Source organism: Asticcacaulis sp. DW145 (genome assembly GCF_037101385.1).
Taxonomy (GTDB): Bacteria; Pseudomonadota; Alphaproteobacteria; order Caulobacterales; family Caulobacteraceae; genus Asticcacaulis; species Asticcacaulis currens.
In genome coordinates, this window is sequence record NZ_AP029024.1 from 1,101,002 (window position 1) to 1,126,066 (window position 25,065).

The 25,065-nt window shown below is 60.4% G+C and carries 23 protein-coding genes and 1 tRNA gene; 11 read left to right on the plus strand and 13 right to left on the minus strand.

Annotation, left to right across the window (positions count from 1 at the left end):
• Positions 1-100: 100 nt before the first annotated feature.
• Both secD and AACH73_RS05175 read left to right on the plus strand, forming a co-directional pair.
• A complete protein-coding gene (gene secD, locus AACH73_RS05170; RefSeq protein WP_272740204.1) occupies positions 101-2,692 on the plus strand; it encodes a protein translocase subunit SecD in 2,592 nt (863 codons plus the stop codon).
• 92 nt (positions 2,693-2,784) lie between these two features.
• Positions 2,785-3,483, plus strand: a complete 699-nt coding sequence (locus tag AACH73_RS05175) for a squalene/phytoene synthase family protein (protein ID WP_272740203.1) — start codon at positions 2,785-2,787, stop codon at positions 3,481-3,483.
• Positions 3,484-3,630: 147 nt separating this feature from the next.
• Here the strand turns inward: AACH73_RS05175 and AACH73_RS05180 are convergent, their stop codons facing one another.
• On the minus strand, positions 3,631-4,317 hold the full coding sequence (locus AACH73_RS05180) for a DUF1353 domain-containing protein (RefSeq protein WP_272740202.1): 687 nt from the start codon (positions 4,315-4,317) through the stop codon (positions 3,631-3,633).
• 23 nt (positions 4,318-4,340) lie between these two features.
• Positions 4,341-5,753, minus strand: coding sequence for a methylenetetrahydrofolate--tRNA-(uracil(54)-C(5))-methyltransferase (FADH(2)-oxidizing) TrmFO (gene trmFO, locus AACH73_RS05185; RefSeq protein ID WP_272740201.1), 1,413 nt, complete (start codon positions 5,751-5,753; stop codon positions 4,341-4,343).
• 147 nt (positions 5,754-5,900) lie between these two features.
• Here trmFO and AACH73_RS05190 point away from each other — a divergent pair, with 147 nt between their 5' ends.
• Positions 5,901-6,704 carry a hypothetical protein gene (locus AACH73_RS05190; protein WP_338735614.1) on the plus strand — a complete coding sequence of 268 codons (804 nt, stop codon included), beginning with the start codon at positions 5,901-5,903 and terminating at the stop codon, positions 6,702-6,704.
• 26 nt (positions 6,705-6,730) lie between these two features.
• A complete protein-coding gene (locus AACH73_RS05195) occupies positions 6,731-7,630 on the plus strand; it encodes a hypothetical protein (RefSeq protein WP_272740199.1) in 900 nt (299 codons plus the stop codon).
• On the opposite strand, the gene AACH73_RS05200 is transcribed toward AACH73_RS05195, so the two are convergent.
• Positions 7,631-8,488 carry a carbonic anhydrase family protein gene (locus AACH73_RS05200; protein WP_272740198.1) on the minus strand — a complete coding sequence of 286 codons (858 nt, stop codon included), beginning with the start codon at positions 8,486-8,488 and terminating at the stop codon, positions 7,631-7,633.
• A 93-nt stretch (positions 8,489-8,581) separates the two neighbouring features.
• Complete coding sequence (gene uvrA, locus AACH73_RS05205) at positions 8,582-11,464, minus strand: excinuclease ABC subunit UvrA (RefSeq protein WP_338735719.1); 2,883 nt, start codon at positions 11,462-11,464, stop codon at positions 8,582-8,584.
• A gap of 257 nt (positions 11,465-11,721) precedes the next feature.
• Here uvrA and AACH73_RS05210 point away from each other — a divergent pair, with 257 nt between their 5' ends.
• Positions 11,722-12,405 carry a hypothetical protein gene (locus AACH73_RS05210; RefSeq protein ID WP_338735615.1) on the plus strand — a complete coding sequence of 228 codons (684 nt, stop codon included), beginning with the start codon at positions 11,722-11,724 and terminating at the stop codon, positions 12,403-12,405.
• Here the strand turns inward: AACH73_RS05210 and AACH73_RS05215 are convergent.
• The 3 genes from AACH73_RS05215 to AACH73_RS05225 are packed head-to-tail and all read right to left on the minus strand — an operon-like array spanning position 12,395 to position 14,213.
• A complete protein-coding gene (locus AACH73_RS05215; protein ID WP_338735616.1) occupies positions 12,395-12,835 on the minus strand; it encodes a flagellar basal-body protein FlbY in 441 nt (146 codons plus the stop codon). The genes AACH73_RS05210 and AACH73_RS05215 overlap by 11 nt on opposite strands.
• Positions 12,832-13,134 carry a rod-binding protein gene (locus tag AACH73_RS05220; protein WP_272740195.1) on the minus strand — a complete coding sequence of 101 codons (303 nt, stop codon included), beginning with the start codon at positions 13,132-13,134 and terminating at the stop codon, positions 12,832-12,834. Before AACH73_RS05220 ends, AACH73_RS05215 begins: the two co-directional genes overlap by 4 nt.
• Positions 13,134-14,213 carry a flagellar basal body P-ring protein FlgI gene (locus AACH73_RS05225; protein WP_272740464.1) on the minus strand — a complete coding sequence of 360 codons (1,080 nt, stop codon included), beginning with the start codon at positions 14,211-14,213 and terminating at the stop codon, positions 13,134-13,136. Before AACH73_RS05225 ends, AACH73_RS05220 begins: the two co-directional genes overlap by 1 nt.
• A gap of 283 nt (positions 14,214-14,496) precedes the next feature.
• Here AACH73_RS05225 and AACH73_RS05230 point away from each other — a divergent pair, with 283 nt between their 5' ends.
• Together AACH73_RS05230 and dksA are read left to right on the plus strand one after the other, a co-directional pair.
• On the plus strand, positions 14,497-14,919 hold the full coding sequence (locus tag AACH73_RS05230; protein WP_272740194.1) for a flagellar assembly protein FliX: 423 nt from the start codon (positions 14,497-14,499) through the stop codon (positions 14,917-14,919).
• A 228-nt stretch (positions 14,920-15,147) separates the two neighbouring features.
• The gene (gene dksA / locus AACH73_RS05235; RefSeq protein ID WP_041658562.1) at positions 15,148-15,597 is read left to right on the plus strand and encodes an RNA polymerase-binding protein DksA; all 450 of its coding nucleotides are present in this window, start codon (positions 15,148-15,150) and stop codon (positions 15,595-15,597) included.
• 32 nt (positions 15,598-15,629) lie between these two features.
• On the opposite strand, the gene AACH73_RS05240 is transcribed toward dksA, so the two are convergent.
• Complete coding sequence (locus tag AACH73_RS05240; protein ID WP_272740193.1) at positions 15,630-15,830, minus strand: hypothetical protein; 201 nt, start codon at positions 15,828-15,830, stop codon at positions 15,630-15,632.
• 96 nt (positions 15,831-15,926) lie between these two features.
• Positions 15,927-16,538 (minus strand): TIGR00730 family Rossman fold protein, encoded by a 612-nt coding sequence (locus AACH73_RS05245; protein ID WP_338735617.1) that lies wholly within the window; start codon positions 16,536-16,538, stop codon positions 15,927-15,929.
• Positions 16,539-16,742: 204 nt separating this feature from the next.
• Here AACH73_RS05245 and AACH73_RS05250 point away from each other — a divergent pair, with 204 nt between their 5' ends.
• The 3 genes from AACH73_RS05250 (at position 16,743) to clpA (ending at position 20,646) form a co-directional block, all read left to right on the plus strand.
• Positions 16,743-17,525, plus strand: a complete 783-nt coding sequence (locus tag AACH73_RS05250; protein WP_338735618.1) for a hypothetical protein — start codon at positions 16,743-16,745, stop codon at positions 17,523-17,525.
• Positions 17,526-17,776: 251 nt separating this feature from the next.
• The gene (gene clpS, locus AACH73_RS05255; RefSeq protein WP_303651337.1) at positions 17,777-18,175 is read left to right on the plus strand and encodes an ATP-dependent Clp protease adapter ClpS; all 399 of its coding nucleotides are present in this window, start codon (positions 17,777-17,779) and stop codon (positions 18,173-18,175) included.
• Positions 18,176-18,336: 161 nt separating this feature from the next.
• Complete coding sequence (clpA, locus tag AACH73_RS05260) at positions 18,337-20,646, plus strand: ATP-dependent Clp protease ATP-binding subunit ClpA (RefSeq protein WP_338735620.1); 2,310 nt, start codon at positions 18,337-18,339, stop codon at positions 20,644-20,646.
• 110 nt (positions 20,647-20,756) lie between these two features.
• Here clpA and sppA read toward each other — a convergent pair whose 3' ends face one another.
• From sppA to AACH73_RS05275, 3 genes are all read right to left on the minus strand, one after another.
• Positions 20,757-22,535: a signal peptide peptidase SppA gene (sppA, locus tag AACH73_RS05265; RefSeq protein ID WP_272740189.1), complete on the minus strand. Its 1,779-nt coding sequence runs from the start codon at positions 22,533-22,535 to the stop codon at positions 20,757-20,759.
• A 149-nt stretch (positions 22,536-22,684) separates the two neighbouring features.
• The gene (locus tag AACH73_RS05270; protein ID WP_338735621.1) at positions 22,685-23,554 is read right to left on the minus strand and encodes a rhodanese-related sulfurtransferase; all 870 of its coding nucleotides are present in this window, start codon (positions 23,552-23,554) and stop codon (positions 22,685-22,687) included.
• 28 nt (positions 23,555-23,582) lie between these two features.
• Positions 23,583-24,296, minus strand: a complete 714-nt coding sequence (locus AACH73_RS05275) for an alpha/beta hydrolase (protein WP_338735622.1) — start codon at positions 24,294-24,296, stop codon at positions 23,583-23,585.
• A 133-nt stretch (positions 24,297-24,429) separates the two neighbouring features.
• Between AACH73_RS05275 and AACH73_RS05280 the strand changes: the two genes are divergently transcribed.
• Positions 24,430-24,503, plus strand: a tRNA-Gln gene (locus AACH73_RS05280).
• Here AACH73_RS05280 and AACH73_RS05285 read toward each other — a convergent pair.
• Positions 24,476-25,036 (minus strand): hypothetical protein, encoded by a 561-nt coding sequence (locus AACH73_RS05285; RefSeq protein WP_338735623.1) that lies wholly within the window; start codon positions 25,034-25,036, stop codon positions 24,476-24,478. The genes AACH73_RS05280 and AACH73_RS05285 overlap by 28 nt on opposite strands.
• Positions 25,037-25,065: the final 29 nt, after the last annotated feature.

Consider the following 25,065-nt stretch of genomic DNA (forward strand, 5'->3'; position numbering starts at 1 on the left):
CCATCAGGGCCTGTCTGATCCGTCAGACAGGCTTTTTGTGTTTTTATTCAACCCATTCCCGTGAACTTTTGATATCGGGAACTCAAGGGTCGTAACGATCATGATGCAATTGTCCCGCTGGAAAATCACCCTGGTGACGCTCGTCACCCTTTTGGGTATCTGGTTTTCCCTGCCCAATCTTCTGCCGAAAACGGTCCTTGACCAGTATGGGTTCCTGCCGAAAAGCGGCCTGAACCTCGGTCTCGACCTGCAAGGGGGCTCGCACCTTTTGCTCGAAGTCGATACGGACGCGCTGGCACAGGACAAGATCAAGAACCTGACCGAAGAGACGCGCGACCGCCTGCGCAGCGCCGGGATTGCCTTCGGCACCCTGACCGCTCAGGGCGACGTGGTCAGCGTCCGCATCAACGAAGCCGGGCGCGTCGATGCCGCCGTCACGGCCCTGACGCCGCTATCCAATCCGCTGGTCAATAACCCGTCGGCGCGCGATGTGGCCATCAGCAAGGAAGGCGATCAGGTCATCCACCTGACCTACACCAAGGAAGGTAAGGCCGCTGCATCATCCGGTGCTGTGGACGCATCCATCGAAACCGTGCGCCGCCGCGTCGATAATCTGGGGACGCGCGAACCCACCATCATTCGTCAGGGTACCAACCGTATCGTGGTTCAGGCCCCCGGTGAGAGCGACCCGGAGCAGCTCAAGCGCGTGATCGGCACCACCGCCAAGCTGACCTTCCAGATGGTGGACGAGTCGGCCTCGCCGTCCGATGTGGCCGCCGGTCGTGTGCCGCCGGGCTCTGAGCTTCTGCCGACCTCCGATCCGACCTTGCCGCCGTCCATGGTGGTCAAGAAGCGGGTCATCGTGTCGGGCGAAAACCTTACCAAGGCCTTTGTTGATAACGATCAGAACGGTCGCCCGGCCATCGGTTTCCGTTTTGACGGCGAAGGTGCACGCAAGTTTGGCGAGGCGACCTCGCAGAATATCGGTCGTCCGTTTGCCATCATTCTGGATGGCAAGGTGGTGTCGGCTCCGCGTATCATCAGCGCCATCACGGGCGGTTCGGGCCAGATCACGGGCAACTTCACGGTTCAGCAAGCCTCGGAGCTGGTCAATGTGCTCAACGGCGGGGCGCTGACTGCGCCTTTGAATATCGAAGAACAGCGCGTGGTGTCGGCCGAATTGGGGGCCGACTCGGTGGCCAAAGGCCAGCTTTCGACCATTATCGCCTTTATATCGGTGCTGATCTTCATGCTGCTGGCCTACGGCTGGCTGTTCGGCGGCATTTCCATCGCCGCCCTGATCGTCAACCTGATCCTGATCATTGCCGGTATGTCGGTAACGCAGGCGACCCTGACCCTGCCTGGTATTGCCGGTCTGATCCTGACTCTGGCCGTGGCCGTCGACGCCAACGTGCTCATCTATGAACGGATGCGCGACGAAATTCGCGCGGGTCGGAACGTGATCGGCGCGCTGGACGCCGGTTTCTCCAAGGCTATGGAAACCATCATCGACGCCAATCTGACCTCACTGGGGGCGGCGGCGATCATGTTCTTCTTCGGGGCCGGTCCTGTGCGCGGCTTCGCCTGGACCCTGTCGCTGGGGGTTATCACCTCGGTCTTCTCGGCCGTCATGGTCACGCAACTGCTGCTCGCCTGGTGGTATCATGCCCGTCGGCCCAAGACCCTGCCGATTCAGGCTCCGGACGGCAAGGGCGTGTGGCCGCTGATCAAGATCCTGCCGCAAAAGACGCATTTCAACTTTGTGCGCTTCTCCAAGCTGGCCGGGATTATCTCCATCGCTCTGGTGGCCGGTTCGCTGTTCTTCACCATCTGGCCGGCGACCCCGCCGTGCGGGGGTCTGAACTGCGGCGTCGATTTCAAGGGCGGTACCATCCTCGAAATGTCGCAGAAATCCACCATTGATCTGGGCAAGCTGCGCAGCACGCTCGATACGCTGGACCTCCACGACGTGCAGGTTCAGGGCGCCGGTCAGGCCGGTCAGGACGCCATGATCCGCTTTGAGTCGCCGACCAAGAATCCGCAGGCGGCTCTGGATCGTGTGCAGACCTCGATCAAGGCGCAATTCCCGGACGCCAGCTTCAAGCCAGCCACCGTGGTCGGCCCGAAGGTGTCGGGTGAGCTGTTCACCGGCGGTATTCTGGCGCTGGTCTTCGCCATCGGCCTGATGATGGTCTATATCTGGTTCCGCTTTGAATGGCAGTTCGGCCTGGGGGCGGTCGTCGGCCTGATGCACGACGTCATCCTGACCTTCGGCCTGTTCGCTGTCTTCCGTCTGGAATTTACCCTGACGGCGGTCGCAGCCATCCTGACCATCATCGGCTATTCGATGAACGACACCGTCGTCGTGTTCGACCGTATCCGTGAAAACCTGCGTAAGTACAAGAAGATGGCCCTGAAGGACGTGATCGACTTGTCGATCAACGAAACCCTGTCGCGCACCATCATCACCGGCGTGACGGCGGTCATGGCGCTGACCGGTCTGGCGGTTCTGGGCGGTGAGGCGCTGTTCTCCTTCTCGGTGGCGCTGATCTTCGGTATCGTTATCGGCACTTACTCGTCCATCTATGTTGCCGCCCCGGTTATCCTGTTGTGGGGCGTCAACCGCAATGCGGCTGAAGCCGAGGTCGTCGATGTCGGCGGTTTCAAGGGCAAGAAGGCCCCGCAGCCTTAAAGCGGGTCTGCCAGACTTACAAATGACCGCCCTGTCCGTTTGGCAGGGCGGTTTTTTGTTGCTTTTGATGTGCGGCAGGGTAAGGGCAGGGCATGTCCGACTCCCCGATCTTGCCCGAAGACGAAACCGTACCGCGCGATGAGGTCGTGCGTCTGGCCGCACAGTTCATCGAGGATGCGCAGACGCGGGCAGACGTGCTGGCCCTGCTGGCCTTTGCTGAACTGCTGCGCGATGTCCCGGCCCGCGTCTCTGAACCGTTGCTGGGCGATATCCGCTATACATGGTGGGTTGAGGCGCTGGAGGAAATTCGCGACGGGCGCAAGGTGCGTTATCATCCGCTGAGCGCGGCGCTGTCGGGCGTGGCCGAACGCCATGCCCTTGATATGCAGGTGCTGATCGACGCCATAGAGCCGCACCGGTTACAACTCGATGGCCGCCTGTCTTTGCGCGACGCTTTGAGCGTGGCCGACAAGGGGCAGGCCGCGGTACTGGCACAGGCGGCCAGGGTGCTGGCCCCGACCGCCGATGCGGCGTGCCTGCTCATCCCGGCGCGCTTTCACACCCTGGCGACGATGAAGGTGGCGGGTCGTTTAAACGCCAACGAAGCCGGTGCAGAAGAGGGGCGTCATCTGTACCGTGAGGCGCGTCAGTCTGTGAAACGCGTGCCGTCGGCCCTGTTGCCCTTGGTGCTGCCGACGGCGGTGGCGGCCGACCTGTGGCAGGGGCGCGTGCGCAGCGCCCTGTCGGTGCGTTTGAAACTGCTCTGGGTGTTTGTGACGGGCCGGATTTAGATTTTACCACGGATACACACGGATAGCCGCCTGCGGCGGCAACACGGATGCCTTTAACTAAAAAAGCCTTTTAACATAAGCTCTTTTATCCGTGTCATGGCCGCAACGCGGCCATATCCGTGTCTATCCGGGGTTTGAATCTAGGATTTACCCAATCCCGAATAGCGGCTTCTTTTTCGGCGGTTGTGTCACGGTCGGCGTCACGGGAGCCGGATATAACGGATAGGCCTTCCAGCCCTTGGCCACCATCTCTTCAAAGCCCTTGCACTGCGGCAGGGTCATGATGATGCCGGTTTTCGGCTTGGCGAACGGGGCCGGGAAGCGCGCCGACGGGAAGGCCGGATTGACGAACACCCAGTCCGAGGCCAGTCCATAACCGCTTTCCCCGCCGGTGCGGACGGCATTATAGGCGATACGCGCCTCGATCTCGCTGACGCCCCATTTGCGCATGGCGCGGTAGAAGATGTCGTCGGCGTCCTGACGCTTACCCGGCTCCCCGATGGCGTAAAGCCAGTCGTGGACGATGGCCGCACGGATGGTCGGCCCGTCCGTATTGACCGCAAACTGTCCGAACCACGGCACCGAGGCGAAGTCGGTGCGGAACCATTTAGGCACCACCACCACCTTGCCCGTCAGCTTGTCGCAATAGGGGAACTCATCATTCAGCGTATAGAGCTTGCGCCCTTCCTTTTGCACATCGAACAGCATGATGGGCTGCGGTTGCAGGGAGGAGGGAATGACGACCGGTGTTGGCACGACCGGCGGCGTCTCGGTCGTGGCGCAGGCACTTAAGCCCAGAACAGACAGAGCGAGGAGAGGGGCGAGAGCTTTCATCACACACACACTTCAGCAGGCATTCAGGCCGGAACGGGTTCTGTTTTTAACCACGTCTCGATATCGCGCAAGGCCCGAACGCTCATTTGGCGTTTCTTGGCGCGGGTGCGATCCTTGACGGGGATCTTCTTGCCGTCTTCGTCGAACTTCGGGGCCTCCATCGGCGGCAGCAGTCCATAGTTGATATTCATGGGTTGAAAGGACGCCTTTTCATCGGCCAGATGCCCGCCGGTGATATGCCCGATCAGGGCCCCCAGTGCCGTGGTCGGCGGCGGCGGCGGCAGGCTTTCGCCTCTCGCTTCGGCGGCGGCAAAGCGTCCGGCAAGCAAGCCCATGGCGGCGCTTTCGACATAGCCTTCGACGCCGGTGATCTGCCCGGCAAAGCGCAGGGACCGCTCACCGATCAGGCGCTTCAGGCGCAGATCGGCCCCCAGCACCTTGGGCGACTGGATGAAGGTGTTGCGGTGCAGTCCGCCCAGACGCGCGAACTGCGCGTTCTGAAGCCCGGGGATCATGCGAAAGACCTCGGCCTGAGCCCCGTGTTTCAGCTTGGTCTGAAAGCCAACCAGATTATACAATGTTCCCAGGGCATTATCCTGCCGAAGCTGAACAATCGCATGAGGTTTGACGGTCGGATTATTGGGATCGGTCAGGCCGACGGGCTTCATCGGGCCATAGCGCAGGGTTTCGCGTCCGCGCTCGGCCATCACCTCAATGGGCAGGCAGCCGTCGAAATAGGGGACGTGCTCCCACTCCTTGAAATCCGCCTTGGGGCCGGTCAGCAGGGCATCGACAAAGGCCTCATACTGGTCCTTTGTCATGGGGCAGTTGATATAGGCCGCCGCGTCGCCGCCGGGCCCTTCCTTGTCGTAGCGGGACTGCCGCCAAGCAATCGACATGTCGATGCTTTCGGAGTGCACGATAGGGGCGATGGCGTCAAAAAAGCTGAGGTGGCCTTCGCCGGTCAGTTCCAGAATGACCTCGGACAGGGATTCCGAGGTCAGCGGCCCGGTGGCACAGATGACGTTTTTCCAGTCCTTGTCTTTCAGGGAGGTGACCTCTTCGCGCAGGAGGGTCACCAGCGGATGCGCCGCCAGAGCGGCGGTGACGGCCTGCGAGAAGCCTTCGCGGTCAACGGCCAGCGCACCGCCGGCCGGCACCTGATGTCTGTCGGCGCAGGCCATGATCAGCGAGTTGCCGCGCCGCATTTCTGCGTGCAGCAGGCCCACGGCATTATATTCCCAGTCGTCCGAGCGGAACGAGTTGGAGCAGACCAGTTCGGCGAGGCCGTCGGTCTGGTGCGCGTCGGTCGGTTTGACGCCGCGCATCTCGTGAATAATGACGGGAACACCGGCCTGAGCCAGTTGCCAGGCGGCTTCGGAACCGGCGAGACCGCCGCCAATGATATGTACGGGTTGGACTGTCATGCGGGTCATATAATGAGATCGTATGACGATGTCACGGTCTCGATGAAAAACATCGGGCCACTTGCCTTTGCCCTTTTAAAGGGAAAGGATTTGTTTAACAGTGGTCCCTGCTTAGGGTTAACGCTGCGGGTTATCGGGCTTTTGGGGATTTCGACAATGAGTTTCGGCACGGCCTTTCATCTGATCGGTGCGCTGAAGACGGCCGGGCAGAGCCTGCCGCTACTGTGGCGCAAGGCGGGCCCGGTTCTGGGTGTTCTGTTTGTCGTCCTGCTGCTGGGGCATCTGCCGCATCTGGATGTGTGGTTGCGGCGGGGTCTGATCGTGGTCGGCGTTATCGTGCACACGGCGGCGGCGGGGGCGCTGTATCGTCTGGCCCTGTTCGGTGAGCGTTTTGCTGCGGCTGAAGGTCTGGGCTTTGGCGGTTTGCAGTTCGGCAAGGGTGAGCGCCGCCTGCTGGGGGCGAGCGCTCTGGTCCTGCTGTTCTGGTCCATCGTGTTTATCGCGGGCGCCGTGGTGCTGGCTCTGTTCATGGGGGCGGCAGGTCTGCCCGAAGACAGCTACCGCACACCGCAGGCCCTGCTGCGCACCCTGATCGAAGGGGCGCAACCGCAAGGGGTCGTCGTCGGCGTTGCCATTATCGCCGTTCTTCTGACGCTCAGCATCCTGACGGTGAAACTGTGGCTGCACCGCGCCGCCACGGTGGCCGAACATCGTCTGGTGTCGCTCAATGCCCTCAGCCTGTCTTCGGGACAGACGGTCAAGCTGTTCCTTGGCTATGTCTATATCCTGCTGCCGTTTATCGTCCTGAGCAGCCTGATGCCGCCGCTGATGATCATGGCGGAATTGCCGCTGGGGGGCATTATTAATTTAGCGCTGGGTGTGGGCGTCTTCATGCCGCTGAGCATTGCTTTTTTGGCGTCTGCCTATAGGCAAATCAGCGCACTTCGCGCTAAGGGATAGGAAGTTCTCTTTCCCCGGTTCCGTGCATGGCTTCGTCCGTTGATTTTGCCTTTGAAGGCTTCCGTATCATCCGTGAGCGGCCCATCCTGATTGCCTGGTGGGGGGCGGTTCTGCTGGTAGCGCTTATCCTGTCTACCGCTTTGCTGATGTCGGTGGCTGGTCCGGAATGGAACGCCCTCATTCAGGGGCAGGTGCCCAACGAACCGGAAAAGGCGGCGGAGTTGCTTCTACGTCTGGGGCCGGCCTATGTGCTGGCCCTGATGGTGACTCTGGTTTTTTCGGCCATTATTACCTGCGCGGTGTATCGGGCGGTGCTGGGCGGACATTCGCCTCAGTTCGGGTTTCTGCGTCTGGGGGCCGATGAAATCCGGCAGATGGCGCTTTCCTTCGTGCTCGCTCTGGCCATTATCGTCGTTACCCTGCTGATTACCGTGGTCCTCGCCATACTGGGTGGTCTGCTGTCATTCCTCGTCGGTGCGGTGTCTCAGGCCGTCGTCCCGGTGATCGGAACCTTGACGGCCATGGCGGCCATGATCTTCAACATCTGGCTGATGGTGCGTCTGTCCATGGTCAGCGTACAGAGTTTCGATGAAGGTCATTTCAACCTGACGGGTTCGCTCAAGCTGACTCAGGGGCGGTTCTGGTCGCTTCTGGGCGGATTTGCTGTGGCCTTCCTGATGGCGTTACTGGTCAGTATGCTGGCGCAGACCGTGTATATGGCCTTGGCCGTTCTTATAACGGGCCGTGAAATCACGTCGGTGGACGAGGTGCCTCAGCCCGACGTCTCACAACTGGCCAATCTGTTTGAGCCTTTGACGGGCATCTATCTGGCGGTCAACGGTGTGATTGCGCCCCTGACCACGGCTATCATGATTGGAGCCGTCGCTGCGGCCTATCAAACCCTGAAAAATACGCCAAAAGCCTGATCAGCTTCCGACGAGGTGCAGGATGTCTCGGCCCTGCGGCGACTGTATCGGGCGCGCATTGGGGCCGGTCAGGCGCTGATAGGCGTCCACCTGCTCCGGTGAGATCGACAGCGGCGAGGCATAGACCAGCCATGTGACGTTTTCCGTGCACGGCGGCGTGGTCAGCGAACCGGAATAGGCATAAAACTCTTCGGTGGCGGGCATCAGATCGCGCGCATTGACCAGCAGGTCGGGGATCAGGGCGGCCGGCCCCGGATCGGTCGGCAGCCACGTCCAGATGGGTGCCAGCATGGGGTCGGCCACGCCTACATCCGACAGGACGCCGATAACCAGCAGGTCACCCTTGTCGTTCTTGTGCACAAAGTGGGTTTCGATGGCCGCGCGGTGGCCGTCGATCGTGTGTTCGGACGGGGTATGGAAATGGAACTGCACCAGCTTGTAGCGCACGCCGTCCATCACCACGCCGCCGCCGTCGGTCGGTGAGACCTGAATGGCGTGTCCCATGTTCTGGATCTTGGCCGGGGATGAGGTATAGTCGAGCGTCAGATTAACGGCCTTGGGCGACGCCACGCCGCTGAGATTGATCGGGGACTGACGCGGTCCGGTCTTGCAGGCCTTATTCTCAGTGCTCAGATCCCCCCAGTGCGCCGGGCCGTCATCGCCTTCATAGCTCCAGTGCGCGACATCGTTCTTGGCGGCACCGTGTTCCGCATCGCTCCCCCCATGATCGCCTGCGGCTTCAGCGTGCGGATCGCCAGGCTCGGCCTTCGGCTTGCTGCACCCCGACAGTCCCGCGCTCATCAGACCAAGGGCGGCAACAGTAACGAGCAGGGCCGAGGAGAGGGGGCGGCGGCGCATGACGGGTCTCGAATCGAGGATGACGATGTTCGATTCAATGCCGCAACAGGGTTAACGCAGTGTTCACTTTCGCAACGGATCCGCGTTTGAAGCCTATTTTTTCCGCACCTTGTGCCGGGCCAGAATGTCTTTCAGGTATTTGCCGGTCCACGACTTCGGATTGTCCGCCACCTTTTCCGGCGTGCCGAAGGCCACGATCTCGCCGCCGCCGTCACCACCTTCCGGGCCGAAGTCGAGCAGCCAGTCGGCCGTCTTGATGACGTCCAGATTGTGCTCGATCACCACGGTCGTGTTGCCGTGGTCGGTCAGCTCGTGCAGCACTTCCAGCAGCTTGCGCGTATCCTCAAAATGCAGCCCCGTGGTCGGTTCGTCGAGAATATACAGGGTTTTGCCCGTGGCGCGTTTCGACAGCTCTTTCGACAGCTTGACGCGCTGCGCCTCACCGCCCGACAGGGTGGTCGCCTGCTGGCCGATCTTGATATAGCCCAGACCGACGCGCTTCAGCGTCTCCAGCTTGTCACGGATCGAAGGCACGGCCTTGAAGGCCTCGGCGCCTTCCTCGACCGTCATGTCCAGCACATCGGCGATGGAATGGCCCTTGAAGACGATCTCCAGCGTCTCGCGGTTATAGCGCTTGCCCTTGCACACATCGCAGGTGACATAGACGTCGGGCAGGAAGTGCATCTCGATCTTGATGACGCCGTCGCCCTGACAGGCTTCGCAGCGGCCGCCCTTGACGTTGAAGGAGAAGCGGCCCGGTCCGTAGCCGCGCGCCTTGGATTCCGGCAGGCCGGCGTACCAGTCGCGGATCGGCCCGAAGGCCCCCGTATAGGTGGCTGGGTTGGAACGCGGCGTGCGGCCGATGGGCGACTGGTCGATCTCGACCACCTTGTCGAAAAACTCCAGCCCCTCGATCTTGTCGTGGACGGCGGGATTGGCGGAGGCGTTGTTGAGGCGTCGCGCCGCCGCCTTATGCAGGGTTTCCAGCGTGAAGGTCGATTTGCCGCCACCGGAAACACCGGTGATGCAGGTCATGACGCCCACCGGAATTTCGCCGGTGACGTTTTTCAGATTGTTGCCGCGCGCCCCGATGACCTTCAGCATCTTCTTCTTGTCGATGGGGCGGCGCTCATTGTCCGTATCCTTCGAGAAGTAGAGGGGGATTTCGCGCTTGCCGGTCAGATATTGCCCGGTCAGCGAGTTGGCATTGGCCTTGATGTCATCGGGCGTGCCCTCGGCCACCACCTGACCGCCGTGCACACCGGCCGCCGGGCCCATGTCGATCACATAGTCGGCGGTAAGGATGGCGTCTTCGTCGTGTTCGACCACAAGTACCGAATTGCCCAGATCGCGCAGCCCTTTCAGGCTGTCGAGCAGGCGGTCATTGTCGCGTTGATGCAGACCGATCGAGGGTTCATCCAGCACGTAGAGCACGCCGGTCAGGCCCGAACCGATCTGTGAGGCCAGACGGATACGCTGGCTTTCGCCGCCGGACAGGGTGCCGGAATTGCGCGACAGGTTGAGATAGTCGAGCCCCACCGCATTGAGGAAGTTCAGGCGGTCGAGAATTTCCTTCAGGATGCGCCGCGCAATATCCATCTGCTTTTCGCTCAGATGGTTCTGCAGATCGGCGAACCAGTCGTGTGCCTTCTTGATCGACAGGCCGGAGATTTCGGCGATGTCCTTCGCATTGACCTTGACGGCCAGGGCCTCGGGCTTGAGGCGCTTGCCGCCGCAGGCCTCGCACGGGGTTTCGGCCTGATAACGGCTCAGGTCCTCGCGCACCCAGGACGAGTCGGTTTCGCGGTAGCGGCGCTCCATATTGGGGATGACGCCTTCGAACGGCTTGGTCACGTCGTAGCGCCGCGAGCCGTCCTGATAGACGAACTTGATCTTTTCCGATTCGGACCCCAGCAGGATCACGTCCTGCGCTTCCGGCGTCAGGGCGCGCCATTTGGTGTCCATCTTGAAGCCGTAATGCCCGGACAGGGCCTCAAGCGTCTGCGCGTACAGTGGCGAGGGGCCCTTGGCCCACGGCGCAATGGCCCCGTCCTTGAGGCTCAACGACTCATCCGGCACGATCAGCGAGCGGTCAAAGGTCAGCTTGACCCCCAGCCCGTCGCAGGTCGGGCAGGCGCCGAACGGATTGTTGAACGAGAACAGGCGCGGCTCAATCTCCGCAATGGTAAAGCCAGACACCGGGCAGGCGAATTTTTCGGAAAAGATCAGGCGCTTCGGTTCGGTCTCGCCTTCAGCCACATCGGCATATTCGGCGATGGCCAAGCCGTCGGCCAGCCGCAGCGCCGTTTCCAGACTGTCGGCCAGACGCTGCATCAGCCCGCCTTTGACGACCACACGATCCACCACGACGTCGATATCGTGCTTGTACTTCTTGTCGAGCTTGGGAGCATCTTCGATGGCGTAGTACTCACCGTCGATCTTCAGGCGCTGAAAGCCCTGACGCTGAAGGTCGGCGATTTCTTTCTTGTATTCGCCCTTGCGCCCGCGCACGAAGGGGGCCAACAGCAACAGTCGCGTCCCCTCGGGCAGGGCCAAGATCTTATCGACCATCTGCGAAATGGTCTGGCTTTCGATGGGCAGGCCCGTGGCGGGCGAATAGGGCACGCCGGTGCGCGCCCACAGAAGGCGCATATAGTCGTGGATTTCCGTCACCGTCCCGACGGTCGAGCGCGGGTTTTTGGAGGTCGTCTTCTGCTCGATGGAAATGGCCGGCGACAGGCCTTCAATCAGGTCCACGTCGGGCTTCGACATCAGCTCAAGGAATTGCCGCGCATAGGCCGACAGCGACTCGACGTAACGCCGCTGCCCCTCGGCATAGATGGTGTCGAAGGCGAGTGACGACTTGCCCGACCCCGACAGGCCGGTGAGCACCACCAGCTTGCCGCGCGGAATATCGACATCGACGCCCTTGAGGTTATGCTCGCGCGCGCCGCGCACCTTGATGAAGCCCTGCATCAGGTTTGAGCTGCTCATCAGCATATCCTTGTCGTGTCCGCTATCGGCCATTACGCATATCCATTTGGGGAGGCAATTTCCGCCATATAGGTATAATGGCAGCGTCGAGAAAGTGTCAGCAGAGGTTTTTGGGTTCACTGCCCGATTTGCACCGAAGGCGCAAGAACGTTTTGCGAACGCTTTTGTAAAAACTGTGTCCGTGGGCTGCCTCTTAAAGGCCGGATTGTTCGTCTCATCTGGCAGAGACAGGGGGCGGTATGGCGCATCAGGTGATTCAATGGCGACAGGTGGGCTTCACCGCACTTGTGGTGGTGGCGGCGCATATGGCGCTGGCCCTGCTGTTCATGATTTCGCGGCCCCGTGAAACGCCGTCGCAGGACGCGCCGACCCTTAGTGAGGTGTGGTTTGTGCCGTCGCGCGGGGTGAGGTCGCCCTCCCGCTCAGCTCAGGGAGAACGCCACACGGCATTACCGCCCTATCGTCAACCCTCACGGCCTCCTGACCCTTCCGGGGCTACGCCTTCGGTAGTCGCCAGTGCGGCCCCGCCGTCCGCCAGCGACGATACGGGGCGTGAGACGCTGGGGGCCGCCCTGCGTCACGGTCAGGCCTGTCGCAAGGCGTTGATGAACGGAACCGCCCTGCCGCCCGATTGTCCTGAACGCGGTTATGCCCCTGTGCGGCCTTTGCCGGTCAAACCGGGGCCTCAACCCTATTGGGAGGCGCAGGTCGCCGCCACCGAAGCCGAGCGCCGCTACAGGAGCGAGCCCGGCAATGTCGATTACTGGAAGCGCGTCAATGGCCCCGACTCGCCGCGCTATACGCCGCCCGACCTGCCAGCGCCGGGCGTCTATTCCACGGAAAAGGGGCAGTTTATGCACGATGTCGATGGGCGCACCGATGCCTATTACAAGGCCAAGCGCGAAACCCTGCCTAAGCCTTGAAGCCGTAGTTCAGGGATTGCGGCGCGCGATCCGTTACCGCCGCGCCGGGTCCGTAGGTCAGGCTGGGCTTGCGGTTCTCATTCAGCGTATCGGCGACCGCCTTCATCAGACCCTCTGAAATCGTCTTGGCGGCTTCGACAGCGCGCGCATGGCGCTCGGATATGGCGACAAACACCTCGGTCGCCCTGCGCAGGCTGTCCTTATGCGCGGGGCTCAAACCTTGCAGGCGCGACGGGTCGGCCTTCAGGCGGGCGCTTTCCTGCCGATAGAGGGCGGACAGGCTGCGTGTTTCTTCGACCGAGTCGCGGATATCGAGCGGGCGATGGGCTTCCAGCGCTTCGGCTTCGCCGGTCAGGCGTTCGGTGAGGCGTTCGGTCAGAACCAGAAGCTGAGCCGCGTAATCATCGGCGTCGCGGGCGGAAATGCTCATGAGTGCGCCTCCTGAAGGGCAAGAAGTTGTTTCTGAACCTGCGCGGAAATGCCGACACCTCCGGATTTTACCACCTGACCAGCCAGGGCGTCGAGATAGACCGACCGAAAGGCTTCCTCGCCTTCGCCACCACCGAACAGGCCGTCCGTGGACAGGCCTTCGAACATGGGTTTCAGCATCTGGGAAATGACCATGTTTTCAAAGTCTGTACCCACCTTTTTCCCTGTTGGTGGCGAGGCCTTGGACAGGGTGGGGCTGTGTCCGTTCGTTGAGGTTGCGGTGGTATTGAGCGTGTCCATTACATCACCTCGATATCGGCTTGCAGAGCGCCGGACGCCTTGATGGTCTGCAAGATGGAAATCATGTCGCGCGGGCTGACGCCCAGGGCATTGAGACCATTGACCAGATCGGTAAGCGAGGTGGTCTCCTGAAGCTCATAGAGTTTTTTGCCCTTTTCCTCTTCCACGCTCACCGAACTGTCGGGAACGGCAGTCGTCTGGCCCTGCGAGAAGGGAGCGGGCTGACTGACGAAGGGGCGCTCATCGACACGGATGGTCAGGTTCCCCTGAGCGATGGCAACGCGCGAGACGCGGACGTTTTCACCGATGACAATGACGCCGTTGACCTCATCAATGACTACCTTGGCCGGTGTATCTACGGCGACGGGCAGTTGCTCAATGGCGGTGATGAAGCTCATCATGTTCATTTCCGGCCGGTTGCGCACCGATACCACGGTCGGGTTGTCGGCAAAGGCCGTGCCGGGATAGGCCTTGTTCACCGTGTCCGCGATGCGTTTGGCGGTGGTGAAGTCGGGATTTTTCAGCGTCAGGCGCACGATGGGCATGGCGTTGAAGTCGAAACCCGTTTCGCGTTCGATGATGCCGCCTGAGGCGATACGCCCGGCGGTCGGCACGCCCTTGGTGACGGACGAGCCCGACGCCCCGCCGGCAGATACCGACCCCGTCTGGATAGAACCTTGTGCCGCCGCATAGGCTTCGCCGTCGGCCCCCAGCAGGGGGGTGACCAGCAGCGTGCCGCCCAGCAGGCTCTTGGCGTCGCCCATGGCCGAGACGGTCACGTCGATGCGCGCGCCGGGGGCGGCAAAGGGCGGCAGTTCGGCGGTGACCATGACCACGGCGGCATTCTTGGTATTAAGGGTGGCGTCGCGGATATTGACGTCCAGCCGCCCCATCATGCTTTCCATGGTCTGTTTCAGCATGGGGGCGTTGCGCACCGTGTCGCCCGTGCCATTCAGCCCGACGACGAGGCCGTAACCGACCAACTGGTTCTTACGCACCCCTTCGAAATCGACAATGTCCTTGATGCGCGAGGCGGCGCAGGCATTCGACAGACCGAACACCGGCGCACACAGAGTCATAAAGGCGGCGAGGGCGGCAAGAAGGAGGCGCATACGCATGTCCACACAGAGGGCATTAACCATGTTTTCCTGGCTGCTAATTTCATGCCACACAAAAAGCCTTTAAGAGTCAGGGGCGCGGAGGGGGCGTTGTGCGGGCAGGGGAAAAATCTGCCGGGCCGTTAAGGGCTTGGAAACCACGGACAGGCAAATACTCACCGCCTGTACACTCTCAGAAGAGGGTTTCGCGTCTTTTCGCCAGAACGGCCCCGACATGACCATACCACCGCTGAATGGGGCAAGCATGATCAAGATCAACGGACCGGCCGGACCGACCAATGTGGGCGGCGGCAGCGCACCGCGCCGCACGTCTGGCGCCTTTTCGCTGAGCGGATCATCGGAAACCCGGTCGAGTGCGTCCGCCGCCTCGGTGTCTCAGGCTTTATCGTTGGGCGGCATAGATGCGCTTTTGGCCCTGCAGGCCGAGGACGACGTGCTTCACGGGCGTCGCCGCCGTCAGATCAAACGCTCTCAGGACATTCTGGAAGCGCTTGAAGAGCTCAAGCTGGCTTTGCTGGGCGGCACGCTCGACGACGGCGCGCTTTTAACGCTGCAAAAGATGATCGAACTTCAGCGCGAAGAGGTCGAGGATCAGGGGCTGCAAAACGTGCTCAATGAAATCGAAACCCGCGCTTATGTCGAACTGGCCAAGCGGCGGCTGATGTAAATTCCCTTACGGCGCGAAGTCCGCCCCTTGCCGCTGTGTGCGCTGCACCATCGAAACCCCGTTAATGTAAAGAAAACGTGATTGTTCACGGCTGATTCCACGGGTATAAGCCGCGCCATCGGACCCGTGCCGGTACGTCCATATGGGGCCCTGTTCTTGCAGGGAGGGACGCAGCGGCGGGCGACGTCTCAATTCGGGGCGGCGCCAAGGGTGCCGGTGAACAATGTCATGGGGTGTGGTGCAAAGATGAGCGCTGTCGAGCTTTCCAAATCCGATACCGATGCCTATCGTCCCAAGGACGACGAAGAATATATGAATGAGCGTCAGCTCGCCTATTTCCGCAAAAAGCTGATTTCGTGGAAAACGGAAATCTTGGCCGGTTCGAAAGAAACCGTGTCGGTCATGCAGAAGGAAACGGAAAACCACCCCGATCTGGTGGACCGAGCCTCCTCAGAAGCGGACCGTGCGCTCGAACTGCGTACCCGCGACCGCCAGCGCAAACTGATCTCCAAGATCGACGAAGCGATCGCCCGTATCGACGATGGTTCCTACGGCTTCTGCGAAGAAACCGGCGAACCCATTGGTCTGGGGCGGCTTGAGGCGCGCCCGACGGCGACCCTGTCCATCGAAGCACAGGAACGTCATGAACGCTCCGAGCGCGTCCACCGTGATGACTGAATAAAAAAGGCGCTGAAACAGCGCCTTTTTTATTATCCTGTCTGTGTCGGATCGCCCAGATCCGCTTCACTGCTGACCTCCGTTCTGGCGTCAGGCGGCGTGCCTTTGGTCTTGGGAGCCGGCGGCATCTCATCCATGCCATAGGGGTGATCGCTGGCGGCACCGGTCTTGGGGCCATAATCGTTCAGGCCATTCTTTTTGGGTGGTTCGTTGTGCGGCGGCAGGTCGGGCATAGTCGTCTCCTTTGCCCTGAGATTGCCCGCGGCGGTCTAAAGAAGCGATCCGAGTTTTTAACGGCCGGATGAGGTCAGCATCTTCGGCCGTTAGTGTTAAAGTACGCGACGCGTGTCGATTTCCTCATCATAGGACGCCAGGTCTTCGATAGCCCCCAGCACCTCCTCGACCGTGTCCACACTCTTATAGGTGCGGCGGAAGGCTTCCGGCGTAAAGCCCTTACCCACGGTAAAATCGACCAGATCGAAGAAGGGCTGCCAGAAGCCGCCTGAATTGAGGAAGATGATCGGCTTCTTGTGCAGGTCGAGCCGCCGCCACGACAGTAGCTCTATGACCTCTTCCAGCGTACCGACCCCGCCCGGGAGGACGACAAAGGCATCGGCTTCTTCAAACATCATCATCTTGCGCTCATGCATGGACTGCACGACGATGGTTTCGACCTCGTCCAGCAGGCGCTCCTTGGTGCGTAGGAATTGCGGCATGATGCCCAGCACCTTGCCGCCCGCTTCATAGGCCCCGCGCGCCGCTTCACCCATCAGGCCGACGCCGCCCCCGCCATAGACCAGACGCAGATTCCCCGCCGCCAGTATGCCGCCCAGTTGCCGGGCTTCGTCCTTATAGCGCTGATCCACGGCGTCCGACGATCCGCAATAGATGCACACCGACACTATGGGGCGATGTGCGGCGGCAGAAACGGAATCGGGCATTGGAAATCCTCGGAACTATGGCGATGGACGGACTTGATTACCGCCCGTGACAAAAGATATGGTCAGTCGCGTAAACAAATGAATGTCGTCGTAAATTAAAGGGCTTTGCCGCGAGCGCGCAACGCTTTTCAGCGACGACATACGTGTTCTGTGTATGGGATTTGTCAGGCCCTGATAAGCCTGTTGAAAGGTTTCGGCGTTCCGATGGGGTTCAGGCTGAGCAATGTGGCACTCTGCGCCGCTTCAGTAGTGGTGCTGACGGGTTGCGGCGAGAAAGCCCCGGAAAAGGTCGAGGTGGCCGACTATGTCGCCACCAATCGTGGGTATGTGAGATCGCCGGAAGTGACCTCGGTGGCCGTTACCGCCGCGGGTGAGTTGCTGGTGACCGGATCGGCCCTGCCCGAGGCGCGTGTCCGCCTGACGGCTCCCGCTGGCCAGGCCTATGGGGTGACCGCAGGCGCTGACGGTCGCTTTCAGGCCAGCCTGCCGCAGATGTCCGGCGGCAGCTTCTATGATCTGGCCATGGAAACCGAGGGGCGACTGATGCGCGCCGAAGGCCGTCTCTTCGTGCCTCCGGCCTCTGATATCGGGGCGCCGCCGCGATCTGTGCTGCTGCGACCGGGTGCCTCGGCCCTGCCTCTGTGGCCGCAGGCGAGCCTGCTGGCGGTGGTCGATTATGACGCCGGTGGGGCGATGGCGGTATCAGGACGTACCGATCCCGGTCTGACGGTCGATGTGGAAATCGACGGTCAGCCCGCCCTTGAGGTGCGCTCGGGCGAAAATGGCGTCTATACGGCGGCCCTTCCGGTCAGAGGCGGTCTGCGCAATGGTACAGTGACCATCGGCGTCCATTCGCGCGACCGCTTCGAAACCCGCCAGATCAGCCTGCGCCACCCGACCTCCGAAGGTGCCGTCCTGACGGCCGGCGCGTGGTATGTGGACTGGGCCATCAGCGGCGGCGGGCTCCAGACCACGGTCGTGTTCTGAGCCTGATCGCAAGCGCCTCACAGCCTTTTGCACTGCATCAATGACGACATATTTGTAACGCAGTTGCGCAAACTGTGATGCGGATAACTCAAATATGTGGGCTGCGGCCTCTTAACAGGATTAAAGTTTGCACTATCTTGAAGTCAGGCGAAAACTGTCGGAGCATTCTGTCCGTAGAGTTTTCACCCGGTATGAGTCTCAAAAGACGAGGAGCGGTGCGTCCGTTTTTCGCCAAGTTAAAGAGGACAGGTTTGACGTTTGGTCCAGCCCTGCTGCGCTTTCCGACATCGGCAAATTTGCCGGTTGAGGCGGTGCGCGCCCCGAAGGCCCCGGTCACCGATGTGGACAAACCGGCGAATGCGCCGTTTGCCGTTATCGACGCCAAGCCCAAGGCTGCGAAACCCTCTCTTTATCGCGTGTTAATTCTCAACGACGACTATACCCCTATGGAATTCGTCGTGTACGTGCTGGAGCGATTCTTCAACAAGTCGCGCGAGGACGCCACCCGTATCATGCTCCACGTCCACCAGACGGGCGTCGGCGTTTGCGGGGTCTATACCTATGAGGTCGCGGAAACCAAGGTCGCCCAGGTGGTGGACATGGCCCGTCGGCATCAGCACCCTCTCCAGTGCACCATGGAGAAAGACTGAATCTGATGCCGACACTCTACCCAGAATGCCGACACCAACACCCTCTCCAGTGTACGATGGAGAAGGACTGAGGATCGCTTGAACCCGACTTTCAGCCCCCGTTCATCGAGGAGAGACCAGACTACCCTGTACCCGCTTTTTTGCTCCAAGGAGAGGCCGACATGCCATCGTTTTCAAGCGCTCTCGAAGAAACCCTGCATCGCGCGGTGGGTCATGCGAACACCCATCACCATGAGTACGCGACCCTGGAGCACCTTCTGCTGGCCCTCGTCGATGACGTGGATGCCGCAGGCGTCATGACGGCGTGTAATGTCGATCTGACCAAGCTCAGGACCGCATTGACGGCCTATATTGAAACCGACCTAAAATCGCTGGTCGTTCCCCACTCGGAGGAAGCCAAGCCCACAGCCGGCTTCCAGCGCGTCATTCAGCGCGCGGTAATCCATGTGCAGTCTTCGGGCCGGGACGAAGTAACCGGCGCCAATGTGCTGGTGGCTATCTTTTCTGAGCGCGAATCCCATGCCGCCTTCTTCCTGCAGGAGCAGGAGATGACGCGCTATGACGCGGTCAACTATATTGCCCACGGCATCGCCAAGAAGCCGGGTGCGTCCGAGCCGCGGCCGGTGCGCGGTTCCTCCGAAGACGGCGCGACCTCTTCCGAAGAAAAGTCGGGCAAGGCCGCTTCCACGGATGCGTTGGCGGCCTATTGCGTTGATCTCAATGAGAAATCGCGCCACGGCAAGGTCGATCCGCTGATCGGGCGTTCGGCCGAGGTTGAGCGCGCCATTCAGATCCTGTGCCGCCGCACCAAGAACAATCCGCTGCTGGTGGGTGATCCGGGCGTCGGCAAGACCGCTATAGCCGAAGGTCTGGCCAAGAAGATCGTCGAAGGCGAGGTGCCGGAAGTGCTCGCCGGGGCGACCATCTATTCGCTCGATATGGGCACGCTTCTGGCCGGGACCCGCTACCGCGGCGATTTTGAAGAGCGCGTCAAGCAGGTGGTCAAGGAACTGGAGGCGCATCCCAATGCCATACTGTTCATCGACGAAATCCACACCGTCATCGGTGCCGGCGCGACGTCGGGCGGGGCCATGGATGCCTCCAACCTCTTGAAGCCGGCGCTGGCGTCGGGTGCCCTGCGCTGCATGGGTTCGACCACCTATAAGGAATATCGTCAGCACTTCGAGAAGGATCGGGCACTGGTCCGTCGCTTCCAGAAGATCGACGTGACCGAGCCGTCGCTTGATGACACGGTGAAGATTCTGAAGGGCCTCAAGCCTTACTACGAGACCTTCCACAATCTGAAATATACCGATGCCGCTATCAAGACGGCGGTGGAACTGTCGGCGCGCTACATCACCGACCGCAAGCTGCCGGACAAGGCGATCGACGTGATCGACGAAGCCGGGGCCTTGCAGGTGATCCTGCCCGAAGGCAAGCGCAAGAAGGTCATCGGGCCGAAGGAGATCGAAACGGTGATCGCCAAGATCGCCCGCATTCCGTCGAAGTCGGTCTCCAAGACCGATACGGAGGCGCTGCGTGACCTGACCAACGATCTGCAAAGGGTCGTCTTCGGTCAGGACGAAGCCATCGAACAGCTTTCGGCGGCAATGAAGCTCGCCCGTGCAGGTCTGCGCGATTCCAACAAGCCCATCGGCTCTTATCTTTTCTCCGGTCCGACCGGCGTCGGCAAGACCGAGGTGGCCAAGCAGTTGTCGCAAACGCTCGGCATCGAGCTGCTGCGCTTCGACATGTCGGAATATATGGAGCGTCACACCGTGTCGCGGCTGATCGGGGCCCCACCGGGCTATGTCGGCCACGATCAGGGCGGCCTCCTTACTGATGCTGTGGATCAGACGCCGCACGCTATCGTCCTGCTCGACGAAATCGAGAAGGCGCACCCGGATATCTACAACATCCTGCTGCAGGTGATGGATAACGGGACGCTGACCGATGCGGTGGGCAAGAAAGTCGATTTCCGCAATGTGGTGCTGATCATGACCACCAATGCAGGCGCTTCGGACAATCAGAAGAACTCGATTGGCTTTGGACGCGAGAAGGTGTCGGGTGAGGACGAGGTGGCGATCAAGCGCCTGTTCACGCCGGAATTCCGCAACCGTCTGGATGCCATCGTCACCTTCCGTCAGCTTAAGCCGGAGGTCATCGGGCAGGTCGTGCAGAAGTTTATCCTTCAGCTCGAAATGCAGCTGGCCGACCGTAACATCACGATCGAGCTGTCGCCGGATGCCGAAAAATGGCTGGCGGAGAACGGCTATGATGAACTTTATGGCGCGCGTCCGCTGGCGCGGGTCATTCAGGAGAACATCAAGAAGCCGCTGGCGGACGAGATCCTGTTCGGCAAGCTGGTGCGCGGCGGGCATATTCTGGTCAAGCTGGCCGAAGGCAAGATCGCCTTCGACATTACGCCGGCCAAAGACAAGAATGCCTCACGCGCCGAAGCTGTGGACTAAGCCTGTAACTTACGGGGTGTGGGGTCCGTGACCCCACATCACTGAATCCCAAAGAAAAACCCTCCGGATTGCTCCGGAGGGTTTTTTGTTACAGTGATGAGGTCCGAACTCTAGGGTGCGTAGGGTTCCGGGGCCAGAACGCTGGCGCCTTGCTCGCGTAGGCGGGCGTCGCGGGCTTCCTTCATGATCATCTGGGCGCGTGGATCGCTGGCGGCCCAGCCGAGGAAGGACAGCGCTTCGAAGCCCTTGGCGCTTGCCTCGACGCCCTTACCGAACATGGCGAAGGGCGACTTGTTATTGGGGTAGTTGACCAGCTTCACCTTCACGTCGTCACCGATCTTGGCCAGTTGCTTGGCCTTGGCCACGGCGGCGTAGAATCCGCCGGTTTCATCAACCAGCCCCAGTTGCTTGGCCTGAGCCCCCGTCCACACACGGCCCTTGGCGATTTCACGCACGCGTTCGGGGGCCAGCTTGCGGCCTTCGGCGACGTGACCGATAAAGGCGTTATAGATGGTGTCCATCCAGTTGGAGATGGCCTGGGTTTGCTTTTCGGTGAAGGGCTTGCCGGCCGAATAGGCCCCAGCATAGTCCGACCCCACGCCGATCTGACGGAAATCGACACCGAAGCGCGAAGCCGCTTCGCCAATGGCCATCTTGCCGCCATAGACACCGATCGAGCCGGTGAGGGTGGTCGGGTTGGCGACGATGGCATTGGCCCCCGCCGAGATCCAGTACCCGCCCGAAGCCGCGTAATCCCCCATCGACACCACGACCGGCTTGCCTGACTTTTTGGCGTAGGCCATGGCGCGCGCAATCTGTTCAGAGGCGGTGTCCGATCCGCCGGGCGAGGAGACACGGAAGACGATGGCCTTGACCTTGTCATTATCGACGGCGTCGTAGAAGGCCTCAGCCACATCGTCGGACAGCATCTGCGCTTCGCTGCCAAAGCCGCTGCCAGACCCCTTACCGGTCATGATCGGGCCTTCGCCATTGATGACGGCGATGGTCTGGCTGCCGGTCGATACGGTCGTGGCCGCATAGGACTCGATGTCCATCAGTTGCGTATCCGCCCCACCCTTGGCCTTTGCGGCTTCTTCGATCTCCTCGACCTGACCCAGATTGGTGATCAGGCCCAGTTCCTTGGCTTTTTCGGCGCTATACGGACCGGCTTCGAGAATGGTCTTCAGCTTGACGGCATCCAGCTTGGCGTCCTTGCGGTCGATCGCGGCATCGCTGATCAGCGAGTCATAGACCGATCCCATCCAGGAAAGGGTGGCTTCGCGGTGCGCCGGCGTGAAGTCGCTTTGCAGGTAGGGGTTGACAGCGTTTTTGTACTCATAGCGCTGCTGGAATTGCGGCGTGATGCCGTACTTATCAAAGGCGCGCTTGAGGAACATTTCCTCGGTGGCAATGCCGGTCACCTGAAAAGACGAGCGGGGCTGCATCCAGAACTCGGTCGCCGCTGTGCCTACCGTGTAGGAGGCCAGCACCATGGTCGAAGGATAAAGACCCTGAGAGTGGGCATAGACCGGCTTGTTCTTGCTGCGCACATAACGCACGGCCGTACGGATTTCCTGCGCGGCAGCGGGCATCAGTCCGCCTTCGGGCAGACGGATCAGCACCGACTTGACCTTGCTGTCGTCGGCCGCGTGATAGAGCGAGGTGACGATGTCCATGGTGGACAGGGGACGCCCCGTAATGAAGGCGAACGGATCGGCTCGCGACTGATCCGTCAGGCCTTCGCGCAGATCAACCACCAGTGTGATGGCCGACGGTGTGGTGGGCTTGGACGCGGCCGCGATCATGGTGATGAGCAGAAAGGGCACGCCGACGAAGAACAGCACAAAGGCGGCGAATACGGCGGCTACCGTAATGAAAAACTGTTTCATGTGACGAACGTCATCCCCGAATTGGGTGCAGCTATATCAAAAATGCGCCGGAACCACGATGGGCGACGCACGCGCACTCAGGCGCGTACCATAGCGCGCCTTACGATAAGGTCAAATGAAGACCGTGTAATAAGACGGGCCGCCCTTAGTCAGAATTTGGTGCGGCCCGCTGCGGGCTCACGGTCATGCTGATATTTCGGGTCGCCGTGGCAATGCGGGCAGGAGACACCTGGCGCAAATAGCGGGCTTTGCTGATCCTCGGCGGTCAGGGCGTGGTCGCAATAAAGGCAGAGCACGGCGGTTTGCGACGGATTCAGGTGATGATCGACGGCGATACGCTCATCGAAGACGAAACATTCGCCGTCCCATAGAGACTCTTCGGCGGGAACGTCTTCGAAATACTGCAAGATGCCACCCTTAAGGTGATACACCTCATCAAAGCCGTTCTCCATCATCCAGGCCGTGTACTTCTCGCAGCGGATGCCACCGGTGCAGAATGTGGCGATCTTTTTGCCTTTAAGCTGATCGGCGTGCTGGCGCGTCCATTCGGGCAGGAATTTGAAGGTCGGGATTTTCGGATCAATGGCCCCCCTGAACGTGCCGAGGTTTACCTCGTAATCATTGCGCGTATCGAGGATCACCACGTCGTTGCGGCGGATCAGGTCGTTCCAGTCCTTAGGCTCGACATAGTGGCCGCGGTGGCTGAGGTTGACCGGTTCTCCCAGCGAAATCGTCTCTTTCTTCAGGCGCACCCGCACCTTGCCAAAGGGCTGGGTGTCGGCATAGGACTCCTTCCATACAATCGGCTCGCCGATCAGTTCGCTCTGAAGATAGGTCAGGAAGCGATCTATGGCTTCGCGCGTGCCGGCCATGGTCGAGTTGACGCCTTCGGAGGTGATCAGCAGTGATCCCTTGATGCCGAGCCCTTTCAACCGGTCGAGCAGCGGGGCCTGATGCGCCTCGAAATCGGGAAAGTCAAAGAAATGATAGAAGGCGGCGATGACGTAGGGCTGTGACATGCGGCGGGAGCTATCACAAAGCCTTCGTTCACGAAAGGGGGCGGGATGTCACCTCTTCACGGATAAAGGGAAGAATGTAAGTCGTGGCGATGCCTAGAGGGTCGGCTTGAAACATCATGTGCGGTAACGACAGGTCAACGACACGGATATTGTCCTCCTTAGGAAAATGTCGCGGTAACCACGGCGGCAACAGGCGATCTTTCGAAGCATTCAGGCAGAGCACAGGGCCGTTGAATGAGGCTAATGCCTCCCTCATATCGCAAGTCAGAACGCTGATCACACGGGCCAGCAAGGTGCGGCGATCAAGCCCACAGGTTTTATCAAAGATGCGATTTGCCCACGCGGCATGGCCACCGTTGAAAAGCATCAGCCGAATTTGCCAGCGTCGCAAAGGGATAAACCGCGCCAGGGGCACAAGCGGCGAGGCTGCGCGGCCCAGAAACCCGAAAGGGGAAGCGGCAAAGGTCGCGCCAAGGATCAGCTTTATCGGCGGGTGCGTTGCCTGTGTAGCCAGCCAGACCGCCAGCGGCCCCCCAAATGACTCTCCCAATAAGACATAGTCCCGGTCTGTCGGTAATTGAGGCAATAAAAGTTGACCGAGTGCCGCGTAGGACTGTTCACCCGTCTCTGGATAGGGAAAACAGCGCACGTCACATTCTTTTTCCAGAGCTGTTGTCAGTTCGCTGAAAAACAAGGCGGTGCCGTCGGTTCCAGGCAGTAGAATAACCAATGGCCGCGGCATTGTCTGAAATCCAGAGAAGTTGGGGAAAATTTCAACGGGGGGATTGCATGTCACAAAAGCTTGGGTTAGTGAAGCGCCCTCTCGCCGAGACAGGCGAGGCCGGCAAGTCTTTTGAGACTTTCTTAGGACCTGCTGGGGAATGGTGTAATGGTAACACTCCGGTTTTTGGTACCGTCATTCTAGGTTCGAGTCCTAGTTCCCCAGCCAATTTTCTTTTCCTGCATCATCATACCAATCGCCCAAATTTGGGTGGTGTTGCATGGTAGTGTTTTCAGAAGCGAATCAAACGGCTTTCGGAAATTTGCTGAAAGTTGAGCGTCCTTCCAGGTGCAGTTCGATAGTACGAAATTTAGCAGCCTTTTTCGCGATGCGCCCTCGTGCTTTTGGAAGATTTCCTCCTCGTCTCGGGCGAGTATAAGCAGATCCACACCCTCATTCATGTAGGCCTCGCTGGCTTCCTGATACCGTCGCAGTTCGTCGTGGCGTCGCCGCATCTCATCCTGCCATTGGCTCGACGCACGTTTGTAGTATTCGGCACTTATCTTCCCATCGAGCTTGTCTGTGTAGACGGCCTCGATACGCTTACCTAAGTGGTCGATCTCCCCAGTCAGTCGTGTGACGGCCAGTTCATGTTCTTCGCGCTCGGTGGCGAAGCTGCTCCTTAAAGCTCTGACAATCAGGTCATAGATGCCGGAAGCGGATTTCAGTCGCGACAGGATGGCGGCAAATTGTTCAGCCATGACCTCCTCTCGACCATAGAGGCCTCGAG